At 44.4% G+C, this 13,907-nt stretch carries 10 protein-coding genes; 8 read left to right on the top strand and 2 right to left on the bottom strand.

The genetic code is table 11. From position 1 onward, the window contains the following. Positions 1 to 2 precede the first annotated feature (2 nt). The gene (locus ACRD7P_RS08845) at positions 3 to 659 is read right to left on the bottom strand and encodes a metal-dependent transcriptional regulator (RefSeq protein ID WP_430907189.1); all 657 of its coding nucleotides are present in this window, start codon (positions 657 to 659) and stop codon (positions 3 to 5) included. A gap of 75 nt (positions 660 to 734) precedes the next feature. Here ACRD7P_RS08845 and ACRD7P_RS08840 point away from each other — a divergent pair, with 75 nt between their 5' ends. Together ACRD7P_RS08840 and ACRD7P_RS08835 are read left to right on the top strand one after the other, a co-directional pair. Beyond that, a complete protein-coding gene (locus ACRD7P_RS08840) occupies positions 735 to 3,017 on the top strand; it encodes a TonB-dependent receptor (RefSeq protein ID WP_430907188.1) in 2,283 nt (760 codons plus the stop codon). Between the two features lie 81 nt (positions 3,018 to 3,098). Then, a complete protein-coding gene (locus ACRD7P_RS08835; RefSeq protein WP_430907187.1) occupies positions 3,099 to 4,250 on the top strand; it encodes a lycopene cyclase family protein in 1,152 nt (383 codons plus the stop codon). 323 nt (positions 4,251 to 4,573) lie between these two features. Here ACRD7P_RS08835 and ACRD7P_RS08830 read toward each other — a convergent pair whose 3' ends face one another. After that, a complete protein-coding gene (locus tag ACRD7P_RS08830; RefSeq protein WP_430907186.1) occupies positions 4,574 to 5,548 on the bottom strand; it encodes a polyprenyl synthetase family protein in 975 nt (324 codons plus the stop codon). Between the two features lie 396 nt (positions 5,549 to 5,944). Between ACRD7P_RS08830 and ACRD7P_RS08825 the strand changes: the two genes are divergently transcribed. From ACRD7P_RS08825 to ACRD7P_RS08800, 6 genes are all read left to right on the top strand, one after another. Then, a complete protein-coding gene (locus ACRD7P_RS08825; protein WP_430907185.1) occupies positions 5,945 to 6,481 on the top strand; it encodes an RNA polymerase sigma factor in 537 nt (178 codons plus the stop codon). Between the two features lie 7 nt (positions 6,482 to 6,488). Beyond that, positions 6,489 to 6,914, top strand: a complete 426-nt coding sequence (locus ACRD7P_RS08820; protein WP_430907184.1) for a hypothetical protein — start codon at positions 6,489 to 6,491, stop codon at positions 6,912 to 6,914. A gap of 233 nt (positions 6,915 to 7,147) precedes the next feature. After that, complete coding sequence (locus tag ACRD7P_RS08815; protein ID WP_430907183.1) at positions 7,148 to 7,753, top strand: TetR/AcrR family transcriptional regulator; 606 nt, start codon at positions 7,148 to 7,150, stop codon at positions 7,751 to 7,753. Continuing rightward, positions 7,753 to 9,087, top strand: coding sequence for a TolC family protein (locus ACRD7P_RS08810; protein ID WP_430907182.1), 1,335 nt, complete (start codon positions 7,753 to 7,755; stop codon positions 9,085 to 9,087). Before ACRD7P_RS08815 ends, ACRD7P_RS08810 begins: the two co-directional genes overlap by 1 nt. Before the next feature lie 40 nt (positions 9,088 to 9,127). Next, positions 9,128 to 10,309, top strand: coding sequence for an efflux RND transporter periplasmic adaptor subunit (locus ACRD7P_RS08805; protein ID WP_430907181.1), 1,182 nt, complete (start codon positions 9,128 to 9,130; stop codon positions 10,307 to 10,309). Next, entirely contained in the window at positions 10,306 to 13,818 is a 3,513-nt protein-coding gene (locus tag ACRD7P_RS08800; protein ID WP_430907180.1) for an efflux RND transporter permease subunit, read from the top strand. Before ACRD7P_RS08805 ends, ACRD7P_RS08800 begins: the two co-directional genes overlap by 4 nt. The last annotated feature ends 89 nt before the right edge of the window (positions 13,819 to 13,907 follow it).

Below are 13,907 nucleotides of genomic sequence, written 5' to 3'. Positions count from 1 at the left end.
GGTCATTCGGTTATTTTAAGGTAAAGGTTATTGGCAATTTGATGTGATATGTGCAAATCATGGTCCTTGATGCGGATCATAAAAGAGCCGTCGAATTCCTCTTTGTCCACTATGGAAATGGTATCCCCCAAGGCAATATTGTTCTTGTCCAAAAATTTGAGAAAGGGTGCGGACGAATCTTTAACCCCGACACAAATACCACTGGTACCTATGGGGATATCGTTCAATAGTTTTTTGACCGCCTTTTTAAATTCCCCTTCCTTGGAAGGGATAGGATCGCCGTGGGGATCTACTTGCGGGTAACCGAGAAGCTTGTCCAAACGATCGACCAGTTTCTCACTTTTAATATGCTCCAGTTGTTCGGCCACTTCGTGGACCTCATCCCAAGAAAAATCGAGTTCGTTCACTAAAAACACTTCCCAAAGCCGGTGTTTGCGCACTAGGGTAAGTGCAATTTTCTGGCCGTATTCCGTTAGGCTTACCCCCTTATACTTCCGATAATTGGCCACGCCCTTTTCCGATAACTTTTTGATCATATCGGTTACCGACGACGGTTTGGTGGCCATTTGTTCGGCTATCGCATTGGTCGATACCGCGGTATTTTCGCCTTTGCCCAAATGATAAATGGCCTTAATATAATCCTCCTCCGAAAGGGTCATGTAATTTTACTTTTGACAAAAATACATTTTTATATGTAAAAACAAATATTTAGATTTGCCTAAAAATTATTTTTAATGTTCGAAAAAAGAAGATGCCGCCATAACTTGGGCATTTTATTATTGTTATTGCTTGTATCTTTTTCATTGAGCGCACAAAAAGGAGCCTTGCGCGGTTTGGTCGTGGATGATCAGGGGCCGGTACCTTTTGCCAATGTGCACTTAAAAGGAACCGCTTTGGGTACCGCCACCGAAGAGGATGGAGCCTTTCTTCTCCCAAATGTGCCGGTAGGGCAATATGAACTAAAGGTAACCGTAATCGGATATCGTCCATTTTCAAAAACAGTTTCCATTTTGGAAAACGAATCGCTCAACGTTTCGATTTCGCTTTCGGCAGCTGCGGAACTTTTGGAGGAAACGGTGGTTACCGGAACCTTAAAGGCGGTACGCCGTTCCGATAGTCCTGTTCCGGTGGAAGTGTACAGTCCTACCTTTTTAAAACAGAACCCGACGGCCAGCATTTTTGAAGCCCTACAGAACGTGAATGGTGTGCGACCACAGATCAATTGTAACGTTTGCAACACTGGGGATATTCATATTAACGGATTAGAGGGACCCTATACCCTGGTGCTGATCGACGGTATGCCCATAGTTAGTGGATTGGGCACCGTTTATGGCCTATCGGGAATACCCAATTCCCTTATCGAACAGATCGAGATCGTAAAAGGTCCCGCTTCCAGTTTATACGGTAGTGAAGCCGTAGGCGGATTGATCAACATTATTACCAAAAATGCCCTTGAAGCACCGGATTTTTTTGCGGACACCTTCCTCACCGGTTGGGGAGAGTACAACCTGGATGTTGGGGCAAAAATCAAAGTGGGCGAAAAAGCCAACATGCTGCTTGGGGTCAACTATTTCAACTATGACGAGTTAATCGACAATAATGGGGACAATTTTACCGACCTCACCCTGCAAGACCGTATTTCCGTTTTTCAAAAATGGAATTTTGAACGGTCCGAAAATCGTGTTTTTTCCTTGGCCGGTCGTTTTTTTTATGAAGATCGATGGGGCGGGGAACTGCAATGGACACCCGAGTTTCGGGGAGGTGACGAAATATATGGCGAAAGTATTTACACCCGCCGATGGGAGGTGCTCGGCACCTATCAATTGCCCGTAACCGAAAAGGTGCTGTTCTCCTTTTCGTATAACGATCACGATCAAAATTCGGTTTATGGGAATGTTCCATATTTGGCAGATCAGCGTATCGGTTTCGGACAATTGACCTGGGACAAAAAATGGGGGCGGCACGATCTGCTTTTCGGAAGTGCCTTGCGGTACAACTTTTATGATGATAATACCACCGCTACCGTAGCTGCCGACGAGGTAGCGATACCCAGTTTGTTCATGCAAGATGAAATTCAACTTGCCGATAGGCATTCATTGCTTTTGGGCCTACGCTACGATTATGACAAACGCCATGGAAATATTTACACGCCACGAACGGCCTATCGTTGGAAAGTAAGCGATAATGCCATTTTGCGGCTCAATGCCGGTACCGGTTTTCGGGTAGTGAACCTATTTACGGAAGATCATGCCGCACTGACCGGGGCCCGCGATGTTATCGTTACCGAGGCTTTGGAGCCGGAGCGGTCCTTTAACTTTAACCTCAACTTTCTAAAAAAAATTTATGGGGACAACGGCACTTTTGCGAATATCGACGCCTCCGTTTTTTATACCAATTTCAGCAACGCCATTTTACCGGACTACGATACCGATCCCAACCAGATCATTTACGACAATCTGGACGGCACTTCGGTTTCCCAAGGGGTAAGCGCTAATATTGATGTGGTGTTTCCATCGGGCTTAAAATTCCTTTTGGGAGCTACCTTTCAAGACGTGAGCCAGACCGAAAACGGTATTCGAAGGCGTCAAATACTGACCGAAAGCTATACCGGAACGTGGAATGTAGGGTATACTTTCAAGAGTATGGATCTGAGTGTCGATTACACCGGAAATCTTTACGGTCCCATGCGTTTGCCCACCTTGGGGGAAACCGACCCAAGGAGCGATTATTCGCCTGTTTGGAGCATACAGAACGTGCAGTTTACCTACAAAGGCCTTGAAAATTTGGAGATTTATGGAGGAGTTAAAAATCTGTTGGATTGGACCCCCAACCGCGGAAATCCGTTTATCATTGCCCGCGCGAACGATCCTTTCGACAATAATGTGGTTTTTGACAACAACGGTGCCGCAGTGGCTACCGCGGATAACCCTAACGCGTTGACCTTCGATCCTTCCTATGTATATGGACCAAATCAGGGCATACGCGCCTTTTTAGGAGTGCGCTATCGTATTAACTAAAGTAATAGTTAGGGATACACTGATTTCTAATGGCTGAAATCCTTATTTTTAATCCAGTTTTAACACCCCAATAGCAGGCCCTTGTCCAACTCAAAAATGTTCGATTATATCATTATTGGTGCCGGTGCGGCAGGGTTGATGCTTGCCGACGCCATGGGGAAAGATGTTTTCTTCTCCAATAAGTCCATTTTGTTGTTGGATAAGGACCCCAAAAACACCAACGACAGGACCTGGTGTTTCTGGGAAAAAGGCAACGGTGCTTTCGACCCCATTGTAGACCGGATATGGCCAAAAGTTTTTTTTGGTGGAAAAACACATTCCAAAACGTATGATATTGCCCCTTATTCCTATAAAATGATAAAGGGCATCACCTTTTATAAAACCTACAAGGAACGGCTACAGGGGTATTCCAACATTGTTTTTGAACAAGAGGAGGTACTTCGGGCGGAAGATCACGGGACCAAAGTAACCGTTACTACCGTAGATGGCACCTACAGTGCAAAAAAGGTATTCAATAGTATTTTCGATTATAAGATGATCACGGCCCAGCAAAAGTATCCCGTGTTGCAACAGCATTTTGTGGGGTGGTACGTAAAAACGGAAAATCCCATTTTTCGAACGGATACCGCAACCTACATGGATTTCGCCATCCCGCAAAAAGGGAATACCCGATTTATGTACATACTGCCATTTTCGGAAAATGAGGCCTTGGTAGAGTATACCTTGTTTTCGGAAAAACGATTGCCCTTGAATGCCTATGAAACGGCATTACAAGCGTATTTGAAAAATAACTTGGGCAGCGGGGAATATGAAATTACCGATGTTGAAAAGGGGAGTATCCCGATGACGGCCTACGAATTTCGCGAACACCACACCAAAAACATGCGCTACATCGGCACCGCCGGGGGTTGGGCAAAGCCCAGCACCGGATATACCTTTTTGAGTACCGCGAAAAAAATTCCCCGTTTGCTCGAATATATCAAGAGCGGGGCGGACCTAAGAAAGTTACGGTACCGCAATAAATTTTGGTATTACGATCTGCTGTTGCTCGATGTATTGAGCCATGACAACAGTATTGGGCAGTCCGTTTTTGAAACCCTTTTTAAAAACCGATCTCCACAGTTCATTTTTAAGTTTTTGGATGAAGAAACCAACTTTTTTGAAGACGTTCGGTACATGACCTCCGTAAAGAGCGGACCGTTTATAAAAGCGATAATCAGAAGACTTTTTTAAGGAACGGTTGGGGGGTAGGTAAAAAGTATCTAGTACGAAGTAGTTAGTACTGAGAGCAATGAATTTACATTTAACTTGTCTTTATTCTGTTCTCTTTGTTTTTTCAGCTAAACGAACGGTCCTTTTCTCAAGTAGTACGAAGTATTCAGTATAAAGGGGAATGAATTTAAACTTGCCTTTGTTCTATTTTCTTTGTTCTGTTCTCTCTGTTCTTTCAGCGAAGCAATCCGTTTTTTTAGGCAGTACGAAGTATTCGGTGCAAAGTAGTAAGCGAAATGAACTTGAACTTGACGCTTGAACTTGTACTTGTTTTCCGCTAAAACTCACACCTTCCGTCGCATCAGGTTTTCGCCAAAGGTTTTTAAAATACTTTTTTTATCTTCTGACAGTTGCAATTGCTCCAAAACGGCGAAAGCTTCCTCTGTGTAGTCGCTTATTGCTTTTTTAGTGGCATCGGCCGCGCCGCTTGTTTCAAAAATCTCTTTGATCGAGGCAATTTTATCGGTCGGATCCTGTGGTTGTATGGAAAACAGATCGACCAGTTCCTTGCGGTGGACAGCGGTACCCAATTCCAGTGCTTTTAAATACAAATAGGTCTTTTTGTTTTCGATAATATCCCCCCCTACCTGTTTTCCAAAGGTTTTGGGATCTCCGAAAGCATCGAGATAATCGTCCATGAGCTGAAAGGCAATGCCCAAATTGCGTCCAAACTGATAGATCGACCGCTGCGCTTTAGTATCGGCCTCGGCGATCATGGCACCCATTTGAAGGGCGGCAGCCACCAAAACGGCAGTTTTGTACTCGATCATTTTAAGGTATTCCGGAATGGTAACATCGTCGCGGGTCTCAAAATCGACATCATATTGTTGCCCTTCACATACTTCTATTGCCGTTTTGCTGAACAAGGCTACCAGATTTTTAAAAAGTGGGCCATCGTAACTTTCGAACAATTGGTAAGCATTAATAAGCATCGCATCACCGGAAAGAATGCCCCGATTGACATCCCATTTTTCATGCACGGTGGCCTTCCCCCTGCGTAAGGGTGCATCATCCATAATATCGTCATGTACCAACGAAAAATTGTGAAAGACCTCAATACCCAAAGCGGCATCCAAAGCTTTACGATGATCGGCACCAAAAAGTGCTGCGGCCATTAAGGTTAAAATAGGACGTAGCCGCTTTCCGCCCAGTTCTAAAATATAGGAAATCGGTTCATATAGGTTAACCGGTTCTTTCGTTTGCGTTTTTTGGGACAAATAGTCGGTAAAGGTGGTTCGGTATTGGTCAATAACGTGCATAATCGCATTTTTTTCAAAAATACGCCCTATTTTAAAATTCCGAAGTGTCGGATTCCCATTTAATTCCAACCGCAGCGCAAGGAACTTTTTTTGGAATCGGTCAATGCACGGATCTTCCACAATTTACGGTACGTCTTTGATGCGCCTGAGGTGAAAACGAGATGGAAGGAGTCAAAAAATGGTTATACCATTTTTGCTTTATAATTACCCAAATAAAAAGCCATCATTTTTTCCTTGGACGAAAAAGGAAAATCAAGTATAGCAGTAGCTACGGTCGTTTTTTGTTTTGAAGTATAAACGGAAAAGGGCTATTTTTTCAGCACTTTTTTTAAAAAAGATGCAATACAATGAAAAACCTTCGTCTCTATAAATGAGGCGGCCGAATAAATTACGGGAATGGTTTCTAAAAACGAAAATCATAATAGGTTAAACGCTTTTTTTAAGGAGGAGTACCATTCCTTAAAAAAGTATGTGACGTCAAAAATAGAAGATGCCGCCCACCGCGATGCGGGAGATGTGGTACAGGACGTCGCGTTTAAACTTTTTTCAAGGGCCGATAGCCTTTCCCCGATCGACAATGTTGCAGGTTACGTATACAATGCCATTCGCAATGCCGTGGTAGACTTGATGCGAACACGAAAAAAACATGTGGGTTTCGAGGACGAAATGGAAATGAAATTAGTGGCGTTTACCGAAGTGCTCTATGGGGTTTCCGCCAATTCGTATTCCGGGGAAATGCAAAAGAACTTGAAATCGGCCATTGCGAACTTGAAGCCGCATTATAGGGATGTTGTTATTGCCATCGATTTTGAAGGATATACCTATACGGCCCTTTCGCAGGAAACGAGCATTTCCACGGGGACATTGATGTCCAGAAGACATAGGGCCCTATCCATTTTATATAAAACGTTACAGACAAAAAATTTAAATTAGTAATGACATGAAAGAACATATCGAACATCAAGTAAAGGGAAAGGTGGAACGCACAGTTAAGAAAGCCGTTCGGGTATTTTTCTATGTGCTGGCGGCCTTCGCATTCATTATGCTTTTCGCCTATATTTTTATGCGCTTGTGGAACTGGCTCATGCCCGACATTTTTGCCCTTCAACAACTGACCTACTGGCAAGCATTGGGAATATTGATCATGGCAAAGTTGCTTTTTGGAGGATTTGACCGTGGCCCAAAAAAACCGAATGGCAAGCATAGGAACGAACGGAAAAGGAATCGTTGGGGAAAAAGATGTAACAGCGAATATGGGAAATGGGAAATGTACGATCGCTTTTGGGCAGAAGAGGGGGAGAAAGCGTACGAAGCCTATGTCGGTAGAATGCAAGGACCAAAAAATGAGGAAGATGAAAATGTTTGAAAGCACTAAAAGGAAAATTATACGAAATCGGTTCAGCTTTGGTTGGCACACCTCATCCACCAAAACCGACAGTTCAAAAGTTTTGCATTGTGAGGAAGCGATATCGACACTATTTTCGAATAAAAAAGGGATTTAAATAGGCAAGGAGCGGTTTTAACAAAACGTTAAAAAAAAGTAAAACTCAGGAAACTTTTACTGTGTTTTAAGTTTCCCTAGCTATATTTGCCCTCGTTATGAAAGAAAAAATTTTGGTCAAAGCCACCGACATGTTCCTAAACTTAGGGTTTAAGAGCGTAACGATGGACGATATCGCCAACGAAATGGGAATATCAAAAAAAACGATTTATGCCCATTATGAAAACAAAACGCACTTGGTGGAAGAAAGCACCTCCAACCTGTTTTTAGTAATATCATCGGGCATAAACGATATCATAGCGGTTCAAAAAAATCCGATCGAAGAACTATACGAGATTAAAAAATTTGTAATGCTCCATCTTAAGGATGAAAAGTCGTCCCCACAATATCAATTACAAAAATACTATCCCAAAATCTATGATGATCTAAGGGAAAAGGAATACGATCTGATGTTCGATAGTGTGGTCGAGAACATTAAACGGGGGTTGGAACTAGGGATTTACCGAAGCAATATTGATGTAGATTTTGTATCGCGAATTTACTATTCCGGAGCCTTTGCCATAAAAGACCACAAAATATTTCCCTCGAGCAAGTTTAAGGCCGCCGATTTGGAAGACTATTTTTTAGAGTACCATTTACGGGGTATCGTAACGCCTAAAGGAAGACAGATATTAAACGGAATCATCAATTCAAATCAAGAATAATGCGCAGTTATTGTATAAAAATCATAGCACTGTTTTTATTGACTATAGGCTATTCGCAAGAGAATACCAATAGTTTTACCTTGGAGGAAGCCATTGCGTTCGCTTTGGAAAACAACTACAGCGCCATAAACGCGGACAGGGATATTATAGACGCCCAAAAACAGAAATGGGAGGTCATCGCATCCGGTCTACCGCAGATATCGGCCGGCGTAAATTACCAGAACCAATTGAAGCAGCCCATATCCCTGATTCCCGCCGAACTTGCGGGAGGTGCACCGGGAGAGTTCATTGAAGTTGTTTTTGGTGTACCCCAAACATTGACCGCCACCGGCACGTTACGGCAAAAAATATTTGATGGCACCTATATTGTAGGTGTTCAGGCCACCAAGTCGTTTTTGAGTTACAGTACCAACAATAAGGAGAAGACCCAACTGGAGGTACGGAAAGCGGTTACCGAAGCCTATGGCAACGTACTCTTGGCAAGGGAAAGCGTCGCCATTCTGGAAAAGAACAAGGCCAACCTCGAAAAGAACTTGTTCGAGACAACGAAAATTTATGAAAACGGATTGGGAGATGAGGAGAGTGTAGAGCAATTACAGATTACCCTCTCAAACATCGACAACCAGTTGAAGAACGCCATACGTCTGCAGGACATTACCCTCCAGATGCTGAACCTGATAATGGGTATCGCGATAGACGCACCCACTACGTTGGAGGAACAACTTGATGACCTCGCGCAAAAACAAATGGCCTCGGAAATGGCCGCCGACGTGTTCAACATTGAAAACAACGTGGACTATAAGTTGGCCATTAACCTGAACGAACAACGGTATTTCGAGTGGAAACAGGCCAAGAGCCGTGCATTGCCCAGTTTGGACGCTTTTGTAAATTATGGAAGTTCTTCTTTTGGGGAACAGTTCAATTTTTTCGATAGCGGTCAACCATGGTTCGATTTTTCCACTTTTGGTGTCGACCTGAACATCCCGATCTTTAGCTCTTTGGGTAGGAGTGCAACCACCCAACGTGCCAAAATCGCCTTGGAGAAGGCCAAGACACAGTTACAAGAAGCCGAAGCACAAATACGGTTGCAGCTGGCCCGGGCCGAAAGTGATTTTACGTTGGCCATTGAACAGTACAATACCTCAAAGGAAAATTTGGGCCTCGCGGAACGTATCGAAAGAAAAAATCAATTAAAATACAGTGAAGGTATCGCAACCAGTTTTGAGCTCCGACAGGCCCAAACACAACTTTACGATGCGCAACAGGGCTATCTAACGGCTATGGTGGACGTCATCAATAAAAAGACCGCACTGGAAGTAATCCTAAACGAATAATTCATAAACAACACCCAACGAACAATAAAAAGAAGTTACCATGAGAAAAATACTTTACGCACTCTCGGCCGTTCTACTGCTCTCTTCTTGCGGCGAACAAAATGCCGTTTCGATAGAAGATTTGATCGCGCAAGGAAACTTGGAGGCGATCAGAACCAAAAAGACGGAACTTTCCGAACAACAGAAAAAATTGGACGATCAGCTACAGCAGCTAGACTCGGCCATTGCCACCTTTGCCGGAAATGAAAAATTACCCTTGGTAACCACATTTCCCGTAAAAGAGCAACAGTTCGATCACTTTTTGGAACTTCAGGGCGATGTAAAAACCAAGCAGAACGTGTTGATCTATCCCGAAATGTCAGGGACCCTACAGCGGGTATACGTAAAAGAGGGACAGCGTGTGAGCAAGGGGCAATTATTGGCATCCATTGACGATGGAGGTATGGGAAGCCAATTGGCACAATTAAAGACCCAGGCCGAACTTGCCAAAACCACCTACGAGCGCCAGAAACGGCTATGGGAACAGAAAATAGGTTCCGAGATTCAATACCTTCAGGCCAAGGCCACCTATGAGGCAAATGAAAACTCGGTAAAACAGGTACAGAGCCAATTGGGAAAATCTGCCATACGGGCACCCTTTTCCGGAATTATAGACGATGTGATCAAAGATCAAGGAACGGTAGTATCGCCCGGTCCCAGTTCCGAGGTGTTCCGCATCGTCAACCTTTCCGATATGTACATTGAAGTAGATGTGCCCGAAAGTTATCTTGGCGATATCAAAAAAGGCAAGGAAGCACAAGTGTACTTTCCGGTATTGGGCGATACGGTAGTAACGAAAATAAGACAGACCGGAAATTTCATCAACCCTAGCAATCGTGCGTTTACCGTGGAAATTCCGGTACCGAACAAAAACGGCACCATTAAACCGAACCTGACCGCAAAGGTGAACATTAACGACTATACCAATGAGAAAGCCGTGGTAGTCCCCCAAAGCATTATTTCCGAGAACGCCGAAGGACAGCAATACGTATACGTTGCCGATACTTCCGGCGAGGACAACAAAGCGGTCGTGAACAAATCGATCATTACCACTGGTAGAAATCAGGGAAGTATGGTGGAGGTACTTTCCGGTATTGCCGATGGGGATCAGCTAGTGAAGGAAGGTGCGAGGAGCGTAAAGGACGGCCAAAAAGTGGAAATCAAAAAAGATGAGGTCTTATGAGCAGTAGTAAGCAAAAGAAAAACGCCGATAAGGAATTTCGTTTATCGTCCTGGGCAATAGACAATCCGTCGGTAATCTATGTAATGATCGCCCTATTCCTATGGTTCGGTCTCAAGTCGTACTTTGCGATGCCCCGGGAAGATTTTCCGGAAATCGTAGAAACCAAAATCTACGTAAGCACGCCTTATCCCGGAAATACCGCCGAAGATGTGGAACGTTTGATTACCGATCCCCTAGAAGATCGCTTAAAGAACGTTAGCAATGTGGTAAAGGTAACTTCTACTTCTCAGGAAGATTATTCCATAATCACCATTGAGTTCGATGAAGAGCTGACGGTGGAGCAGGCCAAGCAAAAAATCAAGGACGAAGTGGACGGAGAAAAGGCCAGCGAGGATTGGCCTACCTTCAATAACGCAAAGGTAGAACCAAATGTTTTCGACCTGAACCTCTCCGAATCATTCCCGATAATGAACGTCAATTTTACCGGAGATTATCCGGTGGAAAAATTGAAGGAGTTTGCGGAATACATGCAAGACGAGGTGGAAGACCTTCCTCAAATAAAGGAAGTCAGCATTCGCGGCGCCCAGGAAAAAGAAGTTGAAATTGCTGTGGACGTTTATAAAATGATGGCTGCAAAAATCAGCTTTCAAGATGTTATCGGGGCAATCAGCAATGGAAATACCACCATGTCGGCCGGTAACATCCAGTCGGGAGGGCAACGCCGTACCATTCGGATATTGGGAGAGATCAAAGATCCCAGGCAGCTGAACGACTTTGTGGTAAAATCGGAAAACGGAGCGGTATATTTAAAGGATATTGCCCAAATATCCTTTGATGAGGAAGAAAAAACCACCTATGCCCGGGAATTTGGGAAGAGCGTGGTGATGCTAGATATCAAAAAACGCTCGGGAAAAAACATGATCGAGGCCACTACCAAGGTTCGGGAATTGGTGAAGGAGGCACAAGAAAACTATTATCCGGCGAGTTTAAACATCACCATCGCCAATGACTCTTCCGGCAGGACCTTGAACCAGGTAGACGATCTGGTAAACAACATTATTTTCGGGATCATTCTGGTGGTTACCGTGTTAATGTTCTTTTTAGGATTTCGAAATGCCCTGTTTGTAGGCTTCGCCATACCCATGTCGATGTTCATGTCATTTATGATATTGAACAATTTGGGCTACACCTTGAACACCATGATCCTTTTTGGAATGATCATGGGCCTCGGTATGATGGTGGATAACGGTATTGTGGTGGTCGAAAACGTTTACCGATTGATGAGCGAGGGCATGAGCCGTACGGAGGCCGCCAAAAAGGGTATCGGCGAAATTGCATTTCCCATTATCATATCTACCTTAACGACCGTAGCTGCATTTGTACCCTTAGGGCTTTGGCCGGGCATATTTGGCCAGTTTATGATCTATTTTCCGATTACGTTATCCGTAGTTTTGGGCTCCTCCCTATTTGTAGCCATTTTCATGAACTCCATGTTGGTTTCCCAATATATGGAAATCGGGGAAAAAGAACTTTCCGTAAAACAGCTGATCCGTATTAGTTCCATTTTGGGGGGTTTTGGGCTGTTCATTCTCATTTTTGGTGGCAGCATGAGGGCTTTGGGAAGTGTAATGATCATTACGGCGATCCTGTTCTGGGTCTACAAGTATGCACTTAAAAAATGGGCGATCCGTTTTCAAAGTAAAACAATGGTCCGTTTCGAAAACTGGTACGAACGCAGGATCAAACATGCGCTGAGGGGCGGTAATGTCTATTGGTATTTTGGCATCACGTTTATTATGCTGATCGCGGTGTTTATGCTTTTCGGCATGTCGGTCGGCAGTGGGCGGACCAAAATAGAATTCTTTCCGGACAATACCCCGAACGAAATTTATGCATACATCGAATACCCTCAGGGAACCTCCATCGAGAAAACCGATGCCTTGACCAAGGAAATCGAAGAAAGGGTGTATGCCGTAACGCGCAGGCCCAAATACATGGATGGGGATTTTAACTATCTGGTAGAGTCGGCCGTTTCCCAAGTAGGGGAAGGTGCCGGGAACCCTCAAACGGACGGTGGTTCATCTGCTGAAATGCCCCATCGGGGCAAGGTTACCGTGTCGATGCGGGAATTCAAATACCGCGACGGCCGAGATACCGAGGAACTACGGAAGGAAATACAAGAGGAACTCACGGGCGTATATCCCGGTGTGGCCATTTCCGTTGAAAAGGACTATAACGGTCCGCCCGCAGGATATCCCATCAACATCGAATTGGAGGGGAAAGACTATACGGAGTTGATCAATACCGCCGAGGATATCCGAAATTTCATCAATACCAAAAACATTGCCGGCATCGAAGAATTGAAGATAGATGTCAATAAGAGCAAACCTTCCATGCAAGTTGTGGTCGACCGCGAAAAGGCTGGGGAACTAGGCGTTTCCGTAGGCCAGGTAGGACAGCAGTTACGGCGGTCGCTATTTGGGGAAAAAGCCGGAGTATATAAGGTCGATGGGGAAGATTACGATATCAATGTGCGCTTTAACGAAGACCTGCGCTACAATCGTAACGCCCTTTTCAACCAAAACATCATTTTTAGGGACCAGGCTTCCGGGCAAATAAAAGAGGTTCCGGTATCGGCGGTCGCCAAACAGCGAAATTCATCCGGCTTTAGTGCGATCAAGCACAAGGACAAAAAACGGATCGTAACGGTCTACTCCCAGCTGAAACCCGGTTTTAGTGATGCGGGTGCCATCGTTGCCGAAATCGAAGAAGAAATGAATGATTTCAAAGGCCTGCCCGAGAACGTTAAAATAGACTTTACCGGTCAGATCGAGGAACAGAACAAGCAACAGCAATTTTTGGTGGGAGCGTTCTTCTCCGGATTGGGATTGATCATGTTGATTTTGATCTTCCAGTTCGGTGGCATTTCAAAACCATTGATCATTATGATCGCCATCTTTCTAAGTTTTATCGGTGTTTTTGGCGGCCTAATGCTGACCGGTTGGTCGTTTGTGATCATGATGACTATGATGGGCATTATTTCCTTGGCAGGAATCGTGGTGAACAACGGGGTGGTGCTACTCGATTATACGCAAATATTGATCGACCGTAAAAAAGTAAAGCTGGGTATGGACGACAAGGACCTTTTGAACATGGAGCAGGTAACCAAAGTAATTACCAAGGCCGGGAAGGCAAGACTTCGCCCGGTAATCTTGACCGCCATTACCACGGTCTTGGGACTGATTCCTTTGGCGATAGGTTTGAACATCGATTTCTTTTCGTTGTTCGCTACCGGAAACCCTAAAGTTTATATGGGTGGGGATAATGTAATTTTCTGGGGACCCCTGGCCTGGACGGTAATCTTCGGCCTGATCGTGGCTACTTTTTTAACCTTAATCGTGGTGCCCGTACTCTTTAACATTACCTACCGCATAAAAACCGGTTTACGAAACCTTCGAAATCCGGATACCTCCAAAGAATCCGGACCCTTACTGGAAGAAGCGGCATAAACAATATGTTTTCTAGGGCGTGTTAACACTAATTGCATCGAAAATCAGGGCGATATAGATAAAGGCCGTGAACATGACGTCGAGTTTGT

Source organism: Maribacter sp. 2-571 (genome assembly GCF_050589625.1).
Taxonomy (GTDB): Bacteria; Bacteroidota; Bacteroidia; order Flavobacteriales; family Flavobacteriaceae; genus Pelagihabitans.
The sequence above is the reverse complement of the archived record's forward strand: the minus strand, read 5'-3'. Positions and strand labels throughout refer to the sequence as shown.